Source organism: Psychroserpens sp. (assembly GCF_045105015.1).
Lineage (GTDB): Bacteria > Bacteroidota > Bacteroidia > Flavobacteriales > Flavobacteriaceae > Psychroserpens.
The window spans coordinates 31,430-51,218 of sequence record NZ_JBGCCX010000151.1; the positions used below are offsets into that span (position 1 = coordinate 31,430).

21 protein-coding genes are annotated in these 19,789 nt (G+C 31.4%); 10 read left to right on the forward strand and 11 right to left on the reverse strand.

Annotated features, from left to right (window positions below; all coding sequences use genetic code 11):
• Positions 1–61: 61 nt before the first annotated feature.
• The 5 genes from AB8B90_RS11730 (at position 62) to AB8B90_RS11750 (ending at position 4,992) form a co-directional block, all read left to right on the forward strand.
• Entirely contained in the window at positions 62–1,162 is a 1,101-nt protein-coding gene (locus AB8B90_RS11730) for a diphosphomevalonate/mevalonate 3,5-bisphosphate decarboxylase family protein (RefSeq protein ID WP_405337093.1), read from the forward strand.
• Between the two features lie 90 nt (positions 1,163–1,252).
• The gene (locus AB8B90_RS11735; RefSeq protein ID WP_405337095.1) at positions 1,253–2,182 is read left to right on the forward strand and encodes a mevalonate kinase; all 930 of its coding nucleotides are present in this window, start codon (positions 1,253–1,255) and stop codon (positions 2,180–2,182) included.
• Between the two features lie 10 nt (positions 2,183–2,192).
• Positions 2,193–3,095 (forward strand): geranylgeranylglycerol-phosphate geranylgeranyltransferase, encoded by a 903-nt coding sequence (locus AB8B90_RS11740; protein ID WP_405337097.1) that lies wholly within the window; start codon positions 2,193–2,195, stop codon positions 3,093–3,095.
• A complete protein-coding gene (locus tag AB8B90_RS11745) occupies positions 3,095–4,048 on the forward strand; it encodes a carbon-nitrogen hydrolase family protein (protein WP_405337099.1) in 954 nt (317 codons plus the stop codon). The genes AB8B90_RS11740 and AB8B90_RS11745 overlap by 1 nt, the downstream gene beginning before the upstream one ends.
• Positions 4,049–4,116: 68 nt before the next feature.
• Positions 4,117–4,992 (forward strand): pseudouridine synthase, encoded by an 876-nt coding sequence (locus tag AB8B90_RS11750; protein ID WP_405337101.1) that lies wholly within the window; start codon positions 4,117–4,119, stop codon positions 4,990–4,992.
• A gap of 16 nt (positions 4,993–5,008) precedes the next feature.
• On the opposite strand, the gene AB8B90_RS11755 is transcribed toward AB8B90_RS11750, so the two are convergent.
• From AB8B90_RS11755 to AB8B90_RS11790, 8 genes are all read right to left on the reverse strand, one after another.
• Positions 5,009–6,013, reverse strand: a complete 1,005-nt coding sequence (locus AB8B90_RS11755; protein ID WP_405337103.1) for a transglutaminase domain-containing protein — start codon at positions 6,011–6,013, stop codon at positions 5,009–5,011.
• A 28-nt stretch (positions 6,014–6,041) separates the two neighbouring features.
• Positions 6,042–6,446: a carboxypeptidase-like regulatory domain-containing protein gene (locus tag AB8B90_RS11760; protein WP_405337105.1), complete on the reverse strand. Its 405-nt coding sequence runs from the start codon at positions 6,444–6,446 to the stop codon at positions 6,042–6,044.
• A 158-nt stretch (positions 6,447–6,604) separates the two neighbouring features.
• Positions 6,605–7,966: a glycosyltransferase 87 family protein gene (locus AB8B90_RS11765; RefSeq protein WP_405337107.1), complete on the reverse strand. Its 1,362-nt coding sequence runs from the start codon at positions 7,964–7,966 to the stop codon at positions 6,605–6,607.
• Complete coding sequence (locus AB8B90_RS11770; RefSeq protein ID WP_405337109.1) at positions 7,966–9,456, reverse strand: cellulose synthase family protein; 1,491 nt, start codon at positions 9,454–9,456, stop codon at positions 7,966–7,968. Before AB8B90_RS11770 ends, AB8B90_RS11765 begins: the two co-directional genes overlap by 1 nt.
• Entirely contained in the window at positions 9,453–10,145 is a 693-nt protein-coding gene (locus AB8B90_RS11775) for a glycosyltransferase family 2 protein (protein WP_405337111.1), read from the reverse strand. Before AB8B90_RS11775 ends, AB8B90_RS11770 begins: the two co-directional genes overlap by 4 nt.
• Complete coding sequence (locus AB8B90_RS11780; protein WP_405337113.1) at positions 10,142–10,618, reverse strand: toxin-antitoxin system YwqK family antitoxin; 477 nt, start codon at positions 10,616–10,618, stop codon at positions 10,142–10,144. The genes AB8B90_RS11775 and AB8B90_RS11780 overlap by 4 nt, the downstream gene beginning before the upstream one ends.
• A gap of 11 nt (positions 10,619–10,629) precedes the next feature.
• Complete coding sequence (locus AB8B90_RS11785; RefSeq protein ID WP_405337115.1) at positions 10,630–12,219, reverse strand: 4Fe-4S binding protein; 1,590 nt, start codon at positions 12,217–12,219, stop codon at positions 10,630–10,632.
• A 2-nt stretch (positions 12,220–12,221) separates the two neighbouring features.
• Positions 12,222–13,526: an NAD(P)/FAD-dependent oxidoreductase gene (locus tag AB8B90_RS11790; RefSeq protein WP_405337117.1), complete on the reverse strand. Its 1,305-nt coding sequence runs from the start codon at positions 13,524–13,526 to the stop codon at positions 12,222–12,224.
• Between the two features lie 197 nt (positions 13,527–13,723).
• On the opposite strand from AB8B90_RS11790, the gene AB8B90_RS11795 reads away from it, so the two are divergent.
• From AB8B90_RS11795 to AB8B90_RS11815, 5 genes are all read left to right on the forward strand, one after another.
• Positions 13,724–14,434 carry a DUF547 domain-containing protein gene (locus tag AB8B90_RS11795; protein ID WP_405337119.1) on the forward strand — a complete coding sequence of 237 codons (711 nt, stop codon included), beginning with the start codon at positions 13,724–13,726 and terminating at the stop codon, positions 14,432–14,434.
• Between the two features lie 30 nt (positions 14,435–14,464).
• A complete protein-coding gene (locus AB8B90_RS11800; RefSeq protein WP_405337121.1) occupies positions 14,465–15,337 on the forward strand; it encodes a hypothetical protein in 873 nt (290 codons plus the stop codon).
• Between the two features lie 36 nt (positions 15,338–15,373).
• Positions 15,374–16,372: a glycoside hydrolase family 113 gene (locus AB8B90_RS11805; protein WP_405337123.1), complete on the forward strand. Its 999-nt coding sequence runs from the start codon at positions 15,374–15,376 to the stop codon at positions 16,370–16,372.
• Between the two features lie 65 nt (positions 16,373–16,437).
• Entirely contained in the window at positions 16,438–17,697 is a 1,260-nt protein-coding gene (locus tag AB8B90_RS11810) for a POTRA domain-containing protein (RefSeq protein ID WP_405337125.1), read from the forward strand.
• A gap of 24 nt (positions 17,698–17,721) precedes the next feature.
• Positions 17,722–18,429 (forward strand): metallophosphoesterase family protein, encoded by a 708-nt coding sequence (locus tag AB8B90_RS11815; RefSeq protein WP_405337127.1) that lies wholly within the window; start codon positions 17,722–17,724, stop codon positions 18,427–18,429.
• Here the strand turns inward: AB8B90_RS11815 and AB8B90_RS11820 are convergent, their stop codons facing one another.
• From AB8B90_RS11820 to AB8B90_RS11830, 3 genes are all read right to left on the reverse strand, one after another.
• Positions 18,430–18,984 (reverse strand): YceI family protein, encoded by a 555-nt coding sequence (locus AB8B90_RS11820; RefSeq protein WP_405337129.1) that lies wholly within the window; start codon positions 18,982–18,984, stop codon positions 18,430–18,432.
• A gap of 5 nt (positions 18,985–18,989) precedes the next feature.
• On the reverse strand, positions 18,990–19,478 hold the full coding sequence (locus AB8B90_RS11825; protein ID WP_405337131.1) for a hypothetical protein: 489 nt from the start codon (positions 19,476–19,478) through the stop codon (positions 18,990–18,992).
• Positions 19,479–19,599: 121 nt separating this feature from the next.
• On the reverse strand, positions 19,600–19,789 hold a 190-nt coding region (locus AB8B90_RS11830; protein ID WP_405337133.1), incomplete at its 5' end, for a helix-turn-helix domain-containing protein.

Here is a 19,789-nt window from a genome sequence, read left to right on the forward strand (position 1 = left end):
CATAAATTAATAATTATAAAAAGTCTGTTTCAAACAGTCTTTTTCATTTGAAAATTGATTCATGACTGAACAAAAATTTATTCCTAAACCATATTCAAATTCTAAGCAGAAAGGGAGTGTAACTTGTGCTTCACCTAGTAATATCGCCTTAGTAAAATATTGGGGTAAAAAGGAACATCAGATTCCCGAAAATCCATCGATTAGTTTCACGTTAGATAACTGTAAAACAACAACTACGCTTAGTTATTCAAAAAAAGAGGATATAAATTCATTTTCTTTTGATGTGTTTTTAGATGGTGTACTAAAAGAGGATTTTAAGCCTAAAATTGAAACGTTTTTTAAGCGTATTGAAATCTATCTTCCGTTTTTAAAGGAGTATCACTTTAAAATTGAAACGTCTAATACATTTCCTCATAGTTCTGGTATTGCATCTTCAGCTTCTGGTATGAGCGCTATGGCTTTGTGCTTAATGAGCATAGAAAAAGAGCTAACTGTCATTCAGAGCGATAGCGAAGAATCTCAAAATTATTTTAATCAAAAAGCATCATTTTTAGCTAGATTAGGTTCAGGAAGCGCTTGTAGAAGTTTAGAAGGTGATTTAATCGTTTGGGGAACTCATAATGATATAGATGGAAGCTCTAATTTATTTGGCACTAAATATCCTTATGATGTTCATCAAAATTTTAAAAATTATCAAGACACAATTCTATTAGTCGATAAAGGAGAAAAGCAAGTGAGTAGTACTGTTGGTCATGGTTTAATGCATGGTCATCCATATGCTGAACGTCGTTTTATGCAAGCTCATGAAAATTTATCAAAACTTATTTCTATCTTCAAATCTGGTGATTTAGATGCGTTTATAAAAATAGTTGAAAGTGAAGCCTTAACGCTTCATGCCATGATGATGACTAGTATGCCTTATTTTATTTTGATGAAACCAAACACACTTGAAATCATCAACAAAATTTGGGCATATCGTAATCAAACTCAATCTAAAGTGAGTTTTACTTTAGATGCTGGCGCTAATGTGCATGTATTGTATCCCGAAAATGAAAAAGTTGCTGTACTTGAATTTATTAAAAGAGAGTTAGTAGACTATTGTCAAAACGGACATTACATTTGCGACCAAATAGGTTTTGGAGCTCAACTGATTGATAATTAATTTTTATAAATTATAATTCTCTTAACGCTTCAATGTGAACCATATAGTATAATAATACGTATATTTGCTAAAGCTAATTGCTAAACTTACATGAAAGGACCACTTTTTTATTCAAAAATTTTACTCTTTGGAGAGTACGGAATTATCAAAGATTCTAAAGGTTTATCTATTCCTTATAACTTTTACAATGGCGCATTAAAGACTGAAAATCATCAGTCTGAAGACGCTTTGAAATCTAACGAAAGTTTAAATCGATTTGTATCATATTTAAAAGACATTGATGCTGATTTAGTCACGTTTGATATAGATACTTTAGCTGGTGATGTAGATTCAGGTATGTATTTTGATTCCTCTATTCCACAAGGCTATGGTGTTGGAAGTAGTGGTGCATTAGTGGCAGCTATTTATGATAAGTATGCGCAAAATAAAATCACAGTTTTAGAAAATTTAACGCGTGAAAAATTATTAAAACTTAAAGTGATTTTTTCTGAAATGGAATCTTTTTTTCACGGAAAATCATCAGGTCTTGATCCATTAAATAGCTATTTAAGTATTCCCATTTTAATTAATTCTAAAGATAATATTGAAGCTACCGGAATTCCAGCTCAGCAAACTGAAGGAAAAGGTGCCGTATTTTTATTAGATTCTGGTATTATTGGAGAAACAGCTCCTATGGTTCGTATTTTCATGGAAAACATGAAACAAGAAGGCTTTAGAAGCATGCTCAAAGATCAGTTTATTAAACATACAGATGCTTGTGTTGACGATTTCTTAAAAGGAGATGTTAAGTCGTTGTTTAAAAATACGAAGCAATTGTCTAAAGTAGTCTTAAACAATTTTAAACCGATGATTCCAAAACAGTTTCATGAGCTTTGGAAAAATGGAATTGAAACCAACGAGTATTACTTGAAGTTATGTGGCTCTGGTGGAGGAGGTTATATTTTAGGGTTCACCGAAGATATTGATACTGCTAAACAATCGCTTAAAGACTACAAATTAGAAGTGGTTTATAACTTCTAAAGTTTACCTTATGTTTTCTCGCAAACAAAAACATATCCTACTGAAATTTTTCAGTATGTTTTCTGTGGTGCGTGGTTATAATATCCTTATTATTGTTATTGCTCAATATTTAGCGTCTATATACATTTTGGCGCATGAGAAAACTTTAAAATCGGTTCTTCTAGATCTTAACTTACTAATGTTGGTGCTAGCTTCTGCCGCAACTATAGCCGCAGGTTATATAATCAATAATTTTTACGATTCAGAAAAGGATTTAATTAACCGTCCAAATAAATCAAAATTAGACCGATTAGTTAGTCAAAATACAAAACTGTCATTTTATTTTGTACTAAACTTTTCTGCTGTAGTCATGGCAAGTTACGTGTCGTTTAATGCAGTGTTATTCTTTTCTGTTTATATCTTCGGAATTTGGTTTTATTCTCACAAGTTGAAGAAACTTCCATTTGTAGGAAACTTGACATCTGCAATACTCACGATAACTCCGTTTTTTGCGATTTTCTTGTATTACAAAAACTTTGAATCTGTCATATTTGTTCATGCGATTTTCTTATTCTTGATTATCTCCATGAGAGAACTCACAAAAGACTTAGAAAACATGAAAGGAGATCTTTTACTCGATTATAAAACTATTCCCGTTGTTTATGGTGAAAAAGCATCAAAATTAATGCTCACCATATTAATACTGCTGACAATCATACCTGTGTATTTGCTGTTAAATCAGTACGATGTTGGTCATATGTATTTATTTTTCTATCTCTCAGTAATTTTGTTAGCGATTTTTCTACTATTCTTATGGAAATCAAAAACTAAAACACATTATTTAATATTACATAACATTTTAAAATTTATCATTTTAGCTGGTGTGTTTTGCATTGTGCTCATTAATGTGAATGTTGTTTTAAATCGAATCTAATGAATCATATCTTAAAAGTTGCTTTAGCTCAAATTTCACCTGTATGGTTGAATAAATTGGAGACTTTAAAAAAAGTTGAGCATTCTATTATTGAAGCTTCTAAAGAACAAGCTGAACTGATTGTTTTTGGCGAAGGGCTTGTGCCAGGTTATCCGTTTTGGTTAGCTTTAACTGAAGGTGCAGAATGGAATACAGCGGTTAATAAAGAGCTTCATGCACACTATGTTAAAAATTCAATAACCATTGAAAAAGGGGGTTTAAATACCATATGTGAGTTAGCTAAACAGCATAATATCGCTATTTATTTAGGCGTCATTGAACGTCCACTAGATCGTGGTGGTCATAGCATTTATGCCTCTTTAGTGTATATAAATGATCAAGGTGTAATTCAATCAGTTCATAGAAAACTGCAGCCAACATACGATGAGCGTTTAACTTGGTCTCCAGGAGATGGACATGGGTTAAAAGTTCATCCACTCAAAGAATTTACCGTAGGTGGATTGAATTGTTGGGAAAATTGGATGCCATTACCACGAGCTGCGCTCTATGGTTTGGGCGAAAATCTTCACATTGCTGTTTGGCCTGGAAGTGATCATAATACAAAAGATATTACTCGATTTATAGCCAGAGAGTCACGTTCTTATGTGATTTCAGTGTCAAGTTTGATGACAAAAGATGATTTTCCTGAAGATACACCACACATTAATCGAATTTTAGAGAAATCACCAGACATTCTTGCTAATGGTGGAAGCTGTGTTGCTGGACCAGATGGTGAATGGTTGGTTGAGCCTGTATTACATAAAGAAGGTGTGATTTATGTAAGTTTAGATTTTAATCGTGTGCTTGAAGAGCGTCAAAATTTTGACCCAGTTGGTCATTATTCAAGACCTGATGTTACAAAACTCTCTGTGAATAGAAAACGTCAATCTACAACAGAATATTTCGATTCGTAAAGACTAATATAGTACCTTTGCAGCTTCATACAACTAAATGTTAGTGAAGTTGTAATAAAATTTAATCCATGAGCAGAAATCAAGGCGGAAGCGGAAAAGGGAAACCTTCAGGAAGAGGATCAAGTAAACCTACCAACAAAAGATCTGGTAGAAAACGAGATAATACAAAAAGTAATAATTTTTCAAAAGAAAATTCTCCGAATAAAAAACAGAAACAAGTATCTAAATCATCTTCATCCGATGAAATACGTTTAAATAAATATATTGCTAATTCAGGTATTTGTTCACGTCGTGATGCAGATATGCACATCTCAATTGGAAGTGTCACTGTAAATGGTAAAGTTGTTACTGAAATGGGTTACAAGGTCAAGTTAGATGATGAGGTAAAATTTGATGGTGCACGTATTAATCCGGAAAAGAAAACTTATGTATTGTTAAATAAACCTAAAGGTTTTGCTACTACTACAAGTGAAAGTAAGGGTAGAACAGTTATGGATTTGGTAGCAAATGCTACTAATGCTCGAATAAAACCCATTGGTCGTTTAGGACGAAATTCTACGGGATTGTTATTATTTACAAATGATGACGTTATTGTAAAAAAATTCACGAATTCTAAGAACGGTGTTGAGCGTTTATTTGAAATTGAATTGGATAAAAATCTTAAATATGAAGATTTAAAGAAAATTCAAGAAGGCATAAGATTGCATGGTAAATTGGTTTCTGTTGAAGAAGTTAGCTATATTGAAGATGCGCCTAAATCAAAAATAGGACTTAAGATTAAAAATACTGGAAATACTATTCTTCATACTATATTTGATCATTTAAAATATGATATTATTCGTGTAGACTGCGTTGCAATTGGTCATCTGACTAAAAAAGATTTACCTAGAGGACATTGGAAGCATTTGTCTTCTCAAGAGCTAAATACATTAAAAATGCTATAGACATTTTGAGAATATATTAGTTCGTGTTTACTTTAACGGTATACGTCGAAATTAAATCCTCACCAAAATAAAGATGCACATCATAGAAACCTTTGGTGTTAAATTGTTGCCTTATGCTTAGTGATTTGTTTTCAATTTGGATAAAAGTTGGTTTTACTTTTCGGCTAATAAATCCACTGTCAATCAAAAAACTTATTGAATTCTTTTGGATTGGTTTTTGAAGATCAAATTCAAAATTTAGTGTGTCGTTTTTTTGAACATCATGGTGCATTTGTTTAGGCTTCTCATGTTTTATTAGGTGTGTATAAGATTTTCCATAAAGAATGGGAGCTGCTAAAAAGTCTTCAAAAGAAAGTCTATTATCTAGCAGTGACCATTCATTATTTAAAGGATAATGATTTATAGCAAAGAGATTAGGATCAGCTAGAAAATAACCATCATTGTACTCAAACGAAAACACATTAGTATCTTGATTAGGAATGCCACTTGCCCAAGTAGGATCGCAGAGATACCATTTACCGTCTAGTTTTATTGCATTCCATGTATGGTTTGGGATGTCAGATGTTTCTATGTTAATTGTACTTGTTTTTCCAAATCCATGTATAATTTTACAATCGAGATTAGCTAATTTCGAAAGCTCTTGCACAATGTAAGCATAGCCAGTACAAATCGTTTTTTTCTGCTTGAGAAGCTTCCTAAAGATTTCTTTTTTGAAACGATCATTCCAAGCTTCTAATTTAATACTATCGTTCTTATAACGTTCTCGTTTTCGTTTGTTTCTGAGATAAAGACTGTAGTCATTAGCAATATTATTGCAAACCCACTTATAGATAGCTCTAAAACGTTCCGTGTCTGTAGATAAATTAGAAGTAAGTTTATAGGCTAACTCTGGTAAATTCTCAAGCCCTTCATTTTTGCATGTTTCAGCAATACTATCTGATTTTTGAAAATTAATATGTCTAAAATCAGACCGTTGCGCATGAGATTGAAATGCAACAATGAAGAGCAGTAAACATCTCATTGTTTTAATTAAAACGATATTGATAATCTTAATTTGAACGTTTTGACTTATATGGAACATTAGAACTAGGTGCACCCATAATTTCAACTAAATCAGATGACATCATCAAATTGATGAATGTAGTTTTAGTTGTTATTTTAATTTCCTGTTTTTCATAACCTAAGAAACTAAACACCAAAATATCACCAGAGCTCAAAGCTTTTGGAAATGTAAAAGCGCCATTTTCATCTGTGATTGCACCAATATTTTCACCTTTAAGAACGATGTTTACACCAGGTAAAGCACCATTTTCATCACTCACAACACCTTTAATAGTTAAGTTTTGGTTCTCAGTCATTTTTGTGGTTTTGGTTTGGGCTTGCAGTGCATTTGAGAATAGTCCAGCTACCATAACAATAGTTATTAAACTGATGCTTCGTACGATTGTTTTCATTGTCATTGTTTTCATAATATAATTATTTTGTTTCAATCAAACTTACGTTATGTTATGATTGATATCAATCGCAGTTTAGGTATACAATTGTTTCAGTTAGTGAAACCCTGCTTTCAATGAGTTTAAAGATACATTGAAATACTAAAAAAAACACATTTTTATTCCTGTTTAACACGTTTCTTTATAAATAGCTCCCAGATAAGAACGCCGTAAACCACAACATATTCTATGGCTATAATCCATAAATTTTCAGACTTATCAGCTTTGTTTAAATTGATATATGCTAAGTAGCTTAGTATAACGATAAAACTCCACACTAAAGGATATTTATAATTGGTAAATACACTTAAAATTAAAAGTGTAGCAATATACCATGGATGAATAGTAGTGCTTAATAATAGATAGCAAGTTAATCCCAATAGCATATTTATTATTAATGCTTTAGTCGTCTTTCGTTTATTAAATATTGCTAATCCTATGACTATTAGAAAAACAATTACAGATAATATTTTACCAATAATTGCAATTTCATTATAACCTCTAAATAAATAACCTAACTCTCTTATTATATAATAGATGCTCGCATTGAATTCAAAATTATTAAACCAAAGTGCGACGGTTTGTGTATAGTTATTTATGAATTCTGAAGAGAAAAAAGGAGCGAATAATAGTATTGTCGTAGTTCCTACAATTGCATAAAAGGATATTAGTTTTTTTAAGTCAATGCCTTTTGCGAAAGGTTTTTTAAAGTATTTAAATAACAATGGGAGGAATAATAACGGTATTAATTTAACTGAAATAGATAAAGCAAAAACCACAGCAGCCCATTTCCACTTTCCAGAATGTAAAAGAAATAAACTCCATACTAAAAAGAAAATCATAACACCTTCAAAATGAAGATTTCCTGTAAGTTCAATAATGATAAACGGATTTAATACATACCAGAAAATATGTTTTACAGGAATATTAAATTCTTGAAGTAATCGCTTTCCGAAGAAGAATGTGCCAAAATCTGCTGCAATTATGAGAATTCGCAAAACAACTACAGAATTCAAAATACTAGAGTTTGAGAATAAACTAGCTATAACAAAACATAATTGATTTATTGGTGGATAGTTACTAAAGTGACTCCCGTTTAATTGTCCCATACCTTTGTACAAATCTTGAGCTTGAGCAATAGGGAATTCTTGAGCTGTTATAAATGATTCTGGAGTATATAGATAAGGATTAAATCCTTGTAATATCATTCTGCCATCCCAAATAAAACGATAAAAATCTTGTGATAAATTTGGAATAGCCAGTATAAAAATCACTCTGAAAAGCAATGCGACTCCAGCTAGAAGTTGAATATTGTGTTTAGAATATTTTAGAATTAAGACAAATAACAGCCATAGTAAACTGTATAAGGTGATAAGTTTTGAATACTCCGTTCGAATTAGATCATAAGCAAAAAACCAATAGAGAATTAGGCTAACAATTGTAAGCAGTAAAGGAACTTTATAGAGTTTCCAGAGTTGCATTACATTTTTGAAGATATTGATTTAAAAAACACATAACCAAAACCAAAAAACAACATTAAATGAAATGGGAATAAACCAAAATCTCCACCTTGATCTCCAACAATAAATGCGCTGTATAAGCCAAAACCAAAGTACAGCATAAGTAGCCCTTCTAATATTACATGAGGTGATAATTTTTTTCTAAGGTATTTGTTGCCTTTCCATGAGTCTTTTAAAGTACTGATATTGAATTTTGGAGTTCTGACAAACTCACTTCGTTTACCTAGATGACCTTCTAAAACTGCAATGGAATTATGTAGAGAAAAGCCCATTGCAATTGAAAAAAACGTAAAAAACATACCAGTATAACTGAAGAAATTTTTGAAACCACTCCCGTAAATTTGTTTATACATAAACCAATAACAAATAAAAAAGATCACAGTGCTCATGACGAAAAAGCTCATGAAATAAAAATAAAAACGCAAGTGTGCATATTCGTTTTTTATGTACAGCATTGGTATGCTCAACACAGCAACTATAAATACATTTAAGAACATTGTGCTATTTAGTAAATGTAATAAACCATGAATTTTAGTTTTAGTAGATATATTTTTAGAACTAACAACACGTTTGAGCATTTTTCTAAAATTCTCTGCGCCACCTTTATTCCAACGAAATTGTTGTGAGCGTGCTGCACTAATTACAACAGGTAATTCAGCTGGTGTTTCAACATCTTCTAAGTATTTAAACTTCCAGTTTTTTAATTGTGCTCTGTAACTTAAATCTAAATCTTCAGTAAGTGTATCACCTTCCCAATTACCAGCATCAATGATGCAATCTTTTCTCCAAATACCTGCAGTTCCATTAAAATTGATAAAATGTCCTTTACTATTTCTACCGACTTGTTCAAGAGTAAAATGAGCATCTAAGGCAAATGCTTGAATTTTTGTGAGTATTGAATAGTTTCGATTAATATGGCTCCAACGTGTTTGAACAACACCTATTTTTTTATCTTTAAAATAAGGAATTGTACGTTGTAACCAGTTAGAAGTTGGAAGGAAATCGGCATCAAAAATTGCTATGAATTCACCTTTTGCAATTTTCAAACCTTCTTTTAGTGCTCCAGCTTTAAATCCAGAACGATCAGTTCTGGTAATGTGTTTAATGTCTAACCCATTAGATTGTAGTTTTTCTATTTGTGCCCTTGTACTTAAAATAGTTTCATCTGTTGAGTCATCTAGTACTTGAATCTCTAATTTGTCTTTTGGATACTCTAAAAGTGCGATGTTATCTAGCAATCGATCCATAACATACATTTCATTATATACTGGAAGTTGAATGGTAACTATCGGGATTTCATCAGCAATAGATAAGTCGAAAGTTTGACAATTTTTATTTGTTTTTTTTGATGATAAGTAATTGTATAACAAGTTAAGTTGCGCTAGTGCATACATGAAAATAAGTACAATAGCGATGGTATAAATAATAATGATTATCGTTTCGAGGATCATTTTTTTAAACTGTATTTAAAAATCCAACTTAAGATTTTTACGCCTGCAAATATAGCGCCTTTTACCGTTCCAGAAACTTTTGATGTCCCAATTCTATTTCTATAATTTACTGGTGTTTCTGTATAACTTAATTTTTGTTTTAAAGCTTTTAATTGCATTTCAACAGTCCAACCATAAGTTTTATCTTCCATATTTAGTTGAAGAAGTTTATCATATTTAATAGCTCTAAATGGTCCAAGATCTGTAAAGGTTGCTCTAAAGAATAATTTCATCAAAGTCGTGGCAAGCCAATTTCCAAATATTTGCGGTAACGTCATCGACCCGTTTTCTCTTAAATGTTTTGCTCGCGCTCCTACAACAAAATCAACATCATTTTCAATAATTGGGTTTACAATCTTAGTGAGTTCTTGAGGATAATCACTGTAGTCACCATCTAGAAATACAATGATATCTGGTTTTCTTATTTGCTTAGAAATGTATGTCATTCCTTTGAGACAGGCATATCCATATCCTTTATTAGATTCTATAAGTACTGTTGCGCCAGCATTTTTGGCATTAATTTCGGTATCATCATTAGAGTTATTGCTAACGACAATAATTTCATTTACAATATCTGGAATATCATTAATGACATGTGCAATAGAATCTGCTTCATTGTAAGCTGGAATAATAACTTTTATGATACTCATCTAAGATCTCTTAAACTATTTTCTTTTCTAAATGAGCGCAAATTTGTCCATTCTTTAATTTTTTCACCTTCAGAATATTGAACTGCAGAAATTAACCTCTCATTTTTATACATGAGGCAATATCCGTCTTTTTGGTTGTTTTTTAATTGACATTTATGATTTATTTTTTCTTCAGAATCATAAAACAACCACCAATTGCATTTTTTGTTTTCAAGAAAATGGCCTTCACTTTTTAATGTCCCATCTTTTCGATAGAAATACCAATATTTTGTTTTGTCATTATTTTCATAATGTCCTTCACTTTTTAATATTCCATTGGAGTGATAAAACTTCCAATAGTTTGTTTTTTTATTCTTTTCAACCCATCCTTCGGTCGCTACATTACCATTTTCGAAGTAGGTTATTTGGTATGCTTTTTCAGCATACACATTCAGACTAAAAAGCACAATACAAATGAAAGTAAAACGTTTCATTATCTAAATAATTATTTTTGATTAACTAAGTCCATTAAGTCTACATCATTTCCTAATAATACTTCAGTCGGATTAATTCGCCCTTTCATACTATCATTCTCTAATTTTAAGACACCTCTTGGGCAAACAGCAGAGCAAATTCCGCAGCCAACACAACTTGATCGAACTATGTTTTCGCCTTTTTGAGCATAATGCCTCACATCAATTCCCATTTCACAACTATTAGAACAGTTACCACAAGAGATGCACTGACCTCCATTTGTTGTGATTCGAAATTTTGAAAATAAACGTTGTTGGAAACCTAAAATTGCAGCCATTGGACATCCAAATCGACACCATGAACGACTTCCTAAGATTGGGTAAAAACCTGTTCCAATAACACCAGAAAATATTGAACCAATATAAATTCCGTAAGTAGATCTCAATGATCCAGCTTCAATATAAAATACTTGGTCTGTTGTACCAGTAAAATGCATTGTAACTAATAATGCGATGACTGTAAAAAAACCGATAGCTCCATATTTTGCATCTTTTCCTAATTCATGTCTTTTAAATACCATAACTCCAGCAAAGACGATTGTTAAAAATCCAATTACGAGACTTATGAATACTCCTTTTGTTAACCAAAAGTTATTACTATCATATCCTAAATACGTATAAATCATTGCTGTTGTCATAACCACTGAAAACACCAGAACAAGATGAATTAACCAGCGTTCTAGTTTCCATGCAGACATTTTTTTAGATGATAATTGACGAAAAGAATCTCCGGCAGTTTCAGCTAAACCACCGCAGCCACAAACCCAAGAACAGTACCAACGCTTTCCATATTTATAGGTTAGAATTGGTGTTATCACAAAGATTGAAATGATACCAAATAATATAAGTGCTAATCCAATATTTCCGTTTGATAAAAACCCTTTTACAGACCACTCATCAAAAATGTAATAGTTAAGAGGCCAAACACTTTTTAAGTCATAGTATGGTAAATCGTTATTCATCACATACATGAATTCTGGGATCAAGAATGCAAAACCGAGTTGGAAAAACATAACAGACACTGTTCTGATTTGCTGGTAGCGATTATGTCTATATTTTAAAATAAATTTATATCCAAAAGCTAAAATAGCAACGGTGTATAGTGTTCCGTAAACAAACCATTGACTCGCATTTCGCCCACTCAATAATTGACTTAAAGGATCAAATAAACTAATTAATCCTGTATTTGCCTTACCATTTGCTCCTAAGCCTAAGTATTGTGGAAAAAAATAAAGGACTATATAAAACGAAGTTAAAACGACTCCAACGATCCATCCCCAAATACCACGTGATGATATGGATTTAAACCAAACGCCATCATTTTTTATACCTTCTAATTTAGTCAAATAGGCTTCTCTTGAATAGATAATTATTCCTAGTGAAATCATCCCTAAAGACAAAGTTAGAAACAAACCTTGATTAGGAAAATTAGTATTAAAAAGCGCTAATGTTAAAATAAGTAAACCTATGATTCCAACAGCTAAAGCGATTTTTTGTTTCGTATTAATATCTAAAGCATCAGGTTTAGCCAAAGACATACTATGATTTATTTTATTGCTCATGGTTATGTTGTTTGAAGTTTATTGTTGTAAGCAGATAATATTTCGGCTTCATAATGACTGTAAAATTCAGGATCAAAGTTTGCTTCTGAAAGATGATTCATAACATAGTCTACATCTTTTTTTTCAGTTAGCCACTTGTCGAATGTCTCATGTCGCATTCGTATTCCGAAGGTGTTTATGCCAAGAAATTTGTTGTTATCTTTATGGTAAGCAACAGTGATACATTTTGTGTCATCGTCATGTTTCCAATGGAAATGTTTTTCGTATTCAGGTCTTCCTTTTCTTCCAAAAACCCACCCATAAGTTTGATATTCGATGTCAAGAAATTTAGCAGAATTGAACCAATGTCCAGGTTTGTATTCTATACGATTGCCACAAATAGTTTGAGCTAAAGTTTCACCCATCATACGACCTGTATACCAAACTGCTTCGATTGGTCTTCTGTTTCCGATTGGTTCATGTTGCTCAGCACAATCACCAATAGCATATACGTCAGGAATATTTGTTTCGAGAAAACGGTTCACTTTAATCCCTCTGCCAGTTTCAATTTTTGAAGACTTTACAAAGTCAATATTTGGAGAAACTCCAGCGGTAAGTCCAACAACATTACATTGGATTTCTTCACCTGTTTCTTCAATGATAACAGATTTGACATGTCCGTTTTCATCAGATGTTATCTCTTTCAGATTTGTAGATAGGCGTAAGTCTATATGATGATTCTCGATGTGTCTATTAATCATTCCGCTTTCACCTTCAGGTAAAACACTGTTCCAAAAACTTGATTCACGAACTAAAAATGTTACTGGAATACTTCTCGAATTTAGCATTTCTGCAAGTTCAATTCCTATCAAACCACCACCTACAATTACTGCGCGTTTACAAGTCTCTTTATTAGCTGCATGTACTTCTAAATTCTCTAAATCTTGTTTGTGATACATTCCCATGACACCTTTTAAATCTTGACCAGGCCACCCAAATTTATTGGGTTTACTTCCTGTAGCAATGACTAATTTGTCGTAATTCACATTTGATCCATTGGCTAGAGTTAATGTTTTATCTTCAGTATTTATTCTATTGACATAAGCGTTTAGTAGGTCAATTCTATTCTTCTTCCAAAACCAATCTTCATAAGGTTGAGTGTGTTCAAATTTCATATGTCCCATATAAATATACATGAGAGCAGTTCTAGAAAAAAAGTAGTCAGTTTCAGCAGATATGATGGTGATTTTTTTGTCGGAAAGCTTTCTAATGTGCCTTGCTAAAGTAATCCCAGAAATTCCGTTTCCAATAATAACGATGTGTTCCATAAAGTTTGGTTGTTATGACGAATCTGTCGAAATTAAAGATAATAACTTAATTGATGAATCTAATTTATATCAGTTTTAAATTATACAGCTTGTGTAAGGTTTTAAAGTAAAAGTAGACAAGCCAATTATTTAAAAAAACTTGTAAGTAAACGTTTTTTGACCGACTGACAGAACGTAAAATTTATAAAATACAAATTATGAACACATACAAACTGTTTGCATCACTCATGTTCTTCATTATAACAAGTAGTTTTTCACAAAACCCTTCTGACTACTTTAGTAAAGCTGATATTTTTTTCAAAACGTATGTGTCTAATGGAAAAGTTGATTACTCTAAAATTAAGTCCAATCCAGAATCTTTAAATGCTTTGGTTGCCATGGCTGAAGAAATCTCAGTTTCTAAAAATAATTCAAAAACATATCAGGCATTTTATATCAATGTCTATAATATTTCTGTAATAAAAGGGATTATTGATAATTATCCGTTAAAATCACCATTAGAAAAACCTGGTTTTTTTGATAAAATGAAGTATAGGGTTTCAGGAGAATCTTTGACTCTTAACGATATAGAGAACAATAAGTTAAGAGCAGAGTTTAATGATGCACGTTTTCATTTTGTACTTGTTTGTGGAGCTATTGGTTGTCCACCATTAATAAACACAGCATATCTTCCAGATACCCTTGAGAATCAACTTCAAAAGCAAACAAAAACTGCTTTAAATAATCCAAATTTTATTAAAGTTAATGCGAATAAGGTTCAACTATCAGAAATTTTCAAATGGTATAAAGAAGATTTTGTTCAAGAAGGAAACGAAATAAATTTTATAAATGGTTTCAGAAAACATAAAATAGAATCAAAAGTAAAAATCTCTTACTATTCATACAACTGGAATTTAAATCAACAATAAACATAAAACAACCCTCAAAAAACATACGAAATGAAAAAGATAATTGCACTAACATTTTTTTTAAGTTTTACTGTAATAGGATTTTCACAAGAAGATTCAGAAGAAGAACAAAAAAGTGTCATACAAGAGTATACGCCTTCAAAACTTTTAAATAAAGGACAATGGGATATTAAATGGTTCAATAATTTATACACTCAAACCGAAAGTACATTCACGAGAGGTCGTGAAGCACGAGAAACATTTTTCACTTCAACGATTGATGTATTTACAGGAGTTTCAGATAATAGTAGATTTAATGTTGGCTTGCTTTTAGAGTTTAGATCTAATGTAAAAAACGATAGATATCCACATGAGGTACTCCAATTTGATGGTGAGGATGGAACAGCGCGTTCTGGGTTTACCTCTTTTGCTCCAGCTATAAAGTTTAATCCTTTAAAAAATGTGTCAAATTTTACCATTCAAACAGCATTTCATATTCCTTTAGTAGATAATGAAGTTGAAAATGGTGTTTTTTTAGATCAAAAAGGGTTTATTTTTCAGAATAGATTCTTTTATGATTATACGTTTCCAAGTGGTGATTGGCAATTGTTTACAGAACTAAATACAGAATATAACTTTGGAAAAAAAGAAGACAGTTTTGCTAATAACAGTTTATTGTTAACACCTGGTGTGTTTTTGAGTTATTTCCCAAATCAGAAGTTTACCATTTTAGCTTTAGTACAGCATCAACAACGAATTGATACTGGCAATGATTTCGTACAAGATTTTACTGCTTTAGGAGGAGGAGCTAAGTATCAACTTACAAGAGTTTTAAATATTGAAACCTTGTATACTAATTTTGTAAGAGGAAATAATACAGGTCTAGGGGAGACATTTAACATTGGTTTAAGAGCATTATTCTAGTCTTTAGCTGTAAATTAGGAGTCTAATTTATAGTATATGACCATTTTTAGATTTCTGTTTTTAGCAGTAATTGTTTCATCTTGTGCTGCTCAAAAAGAAAAAATTAACGGACTTAGTTTTGTTGCTGCTCCTATAGAGGTTGATCAATCACATGTTAACCCTGTTGTTGAGGTTGGAGCTAATTATACCGCTGTAATGCCTTTTGGGTTTATGCGAAATCTGGAACATCCTGAAATTATTCATAATACAGATAGACAATGGTTTGGAGAGACTAGAGCTGGAACAAAACAGTATATTGAAGAGCTAAGAAAAAAACAAATTAAGATAATGATCAAACCTCAAATCTGGGTTTGGCATGGTCAATTTACAGGACATATAAAAATGTCTTCTGAAAAAAACTGGAAAGCATTAGAAAAGACTTACACTAAATTTATTATTGAATATGCTAATCTTGCTCAAGAAACAAAAGCTGAAATTTTTTGCATAGGTACCGAATTAGAAAACTTCGTAAAAGAACGTCCAGAGTATTGGAATGACATCATTAATAAGATAAAAACTATTTATAAAGGAAAATTAACATATGCAGCGAATTGGGATGAATTTAAGCGTACCCCATTTTGGAGCCAAGTTGATTATATTGGAGTTGATGCTTATTTTCCTGTAAGTGATAAACAAACTCCATCTGTAGAGGACTGTAAAGCTGGTTGGCAAGGACATAAAAAGGTAATCAAATCAATTTCAGAAACACATAATAAGCCTATTCTTTTTACAGAATATGGTTATAGAAGTATGGATTTTACAGGGAAAGAACCTTGGGAAAGCGACCATACAATTGAATCATTAAATTTTGAAGCACAAACAAATGCAACTCAAGCACTTTTTGAAGAGTTCTGGAATGAAGCTTGGTTTGCAGGAGGATTTATCTGGAAATGGTTTGTAGATTATGAAAACGAAGGTGGAAATAAGGATAACCAATTTACACCTCAAAATAAACCAGTGGAAACCGTTATTCAATCTTTTTACAAGTCTAACTAAAATAAATATGGCATTGATAGTAAGGAATTTATAGGTGAACGACCAAAACCTATATTGACCATCATATGAAATATTTAATTGTTCTATTAATTTCGTTTTCCTCGATTGCTAATGCTCAAGATAAAACCGTTGCTGATTTAAAAATTCAAGGAAATAAGAAACTAAAATCTTCGTTTGTAAAGAAAATATCTCAAATTAAATCTGGTGTAAAATTAGATTCTTCAGTAATAGAGTCTGATATAAAACTTTTAAAACGTCTTCCTTCTATTGCGCATGCCTATTATCAGGTATTTCCAGCTGGAGAAAACACTTACAATGTATATTATAACATTGAAGAAAATTTCACCATAATCCCTTCGGCCAATGTATACACTACAAATGATGATGAATTTGCTTATCGAATTGGCCTATACGAGTTTAATCTTTTAGGTCAGAATATAACTTTCGGAGGTTTTTATCAAAAGGATATTTATAACTCTTACGCATTAAATTTTAGAGCGCCATTTTTGTTTTCGAGACAGTTTGGATTAGCTGTGAATTACCAAGATTTAACAACCCAAGAGCCAGTATTTTTTGATAATACTGCTGCAGATTATAAATATAATAATGAATCTATTGAAGTATTGGGACTCTATCAACTTAATTTCACCAATCGTTTTGAATTTGGAATTAACTACTTTACCGAAGACTATGAGTATAAGTTTGGAGCAACAAATCCAACTGTTCCTCAAGAACTAAGAGTTCATAAATTGCTTTATAAGTTAGTTTATGAATACAATAATCTTAATTATGATTACCAATATGTTGAAGGTTTTAGAAGTATTTTAAATTTTCAATATGTGACTTCCAGAAATGAAGATCAATTACCAGGGTTTTTGATAGGTTGGAATGATTTTCAGTATTTCAAACGTTTAGGAAAGAAAGGGAATTGGGCAAGTAGATTACGATTAGGGTTAGCTACAAATGATGATACACCATTTGCACCCTTTGCAGTGGATAATAATTTAAATATTAGAGGTGTTGGAAATATCATTGATAGAGGTACAGGTGCCATAGTTCTTAACACCGAATATCGTCAAACGCTTTATGAAAAAGGATGGTTTTCTTTACAAGGAAATGCCTTTGTTGATGCAGGAAGTTGGAGAAATCCAGGTGGAGATTTTGGAGATTTTGCCGAATCTCAAAATTTTCGAGTGTATCCAGGTCTAGGACTTAGATTCATTCATAAAAAAATATTTAATGCCATTTTTAGAATTGATTATGGTATCGGTGTTACCGAAAACTCTACTCAAGGTTTAGTTTTTGGTATTGGTCAATACTTTTAGCCTATATTTATGTAAATTTAAATCATGCGAACATTAGTAATTGGTGATATTCATGGCGGATTGAAAGGATTAACTCAGCTTCTTGATACTGCGGAAGTTACTATAGAAGACACTTTAATTTTTGTAGGTGATTATGTAGATGGTTGGAGCGAATCGGCTCAAGTAATTCAATATTTAATAAACTTATCTAAAACCAATAACTGTGTTTTTATAAAAGGCAATCATGATGTTTGGTGTGAAGACTGGTTGCGAACTGGCGAAGGTGATTCTGTATGGTTAGAACATGGTGGAAAAGCAACCGTAGAAAGTTATTTTGGATTTTCAGATGAAGAAAAGAAACAGCATTTGTATTTTTTTAATGATATGAGTTTCTATCATATAGATGATGAAAACAGATTGTTTATTCATGCTGGTTTTACTTCTGAAGAAGGTGTTGAAAAAGAATATAATTTTCGTAATTTTTATTTTGATAGAACGCTATGGGAATCAGCCATAAACAAGAATGCAATAGATAAACGGTTTTCAAATTATAAAGAAATTTATATTGGACATACACCTACCATTAATCTTTATGTAGACAAGCCAATGAATGCAGTTAATGTTTGGAATATAGATACTGGAGCTGCATTTACAGGTAAATTGTCTGCCATAGATATTGATACTAAAGATATCTTTCAAAGTGACACTCTGAAAGATTTATATCCAAATGAAATGGGAAGAAATAAACTTTGATTATTCAAAATATAACTTGCCATTTATTGCAAATTCATCTGCTATTGCATTTTCTTTCATTTTTTTAAAAAAACTAGGTGAATTAAATTTAACACCATAAGATGTTCTATCTATAGAATGATTTAAGGTAATAGTATTATTAATTATTAAAACCTTAATGGTTTCTTCTTTACTAATATTTTTAATTGTCATTTGACCTATAAGAATAGCTTCATTATTGTTAATTATTACAGGTTTTGAAAGCTTAAAAGTTGCTACAGGAAAAGCGTTTACTTCAAAGAAATCTTTGTTTTTTAAATGTGATTTTAAATCTGAATTTTCATGATTCAGACTCTTCATGTCAATTACAATAACAAGACTCAAAAGTGTATTGTCCTTAATTTCTATTGCGCCTTCTTTAACTTTTATGGATCCTGTTAAGGAATACGAATTGAAAGCTGCTTTTCCAGTCCAACTTAATTCACTTTGCTTTTCATTTAATTTTAATGCTTGTGCATTTACAGTAATTGTAAGGGTTATAATAATAATCTGTAAGATGTGTTTAAAAGTTCTCATTGTTTTTAATTTAAAGGTTTATCAGTAGTATCAATAGTTCCATATCCGCAAACAGTTTCTCCATTATTAGTTTCACCAATAAAGTACCACATAGCCCAACCACCAAAGAGCGATTCACCAACTCTCCAATTATTAACCCATACATACGGTTGTCCTTGAAGCATTTTATGTTTTTCGATTAAAAATGTTTTAGCTAAATCTTTTAATGGGTAAGATTTTCTTAAGTTCCATTTGTCATTATAAAACAAATAAGCACCATATTCTGTGATTCTTATTTCACTTTCAGTGCATAGAATTGTGGTATTGTGTTTCCAGTAGTATTGGTCTTTAATTTTTATAGGATGATTTTTCTTAGGAAAATTTACTACTTCAATTGCAACTCTATATTGTTTTAAAGTTTCAGGAATGTTATCCTTTGTTGGTATTTCGTATGACGATTGAGACCATACAGTTATTGAAATAAGAATGTAAAGTAATGTTATAATAGTTTTCATTGTTTCCAGTTTTAAATTGTTGAAACAAAGATGTCATTTTAAGTAATGCTAGTCGTCTCATTTCTAGAATTGAGACCAATTTTAATAAAAAAAGAAGTGTATAATCTTAAATAGATTCTGTTTAAGATTTTGATTTTAAATCACTTGGAGGTTTTCCGGTCAATTTCTTAACAGCACGATTAAAAGACGCTTTAGAATTGAAACCAACATCGAAAGCCAAAGCGAGTAGCGTAAGATTATCATTTTTTGGATCGTTAATAAGTTGTTTGAGTTCTTCAATTCTATAAGAATTTACAAAATCACTAAAATTC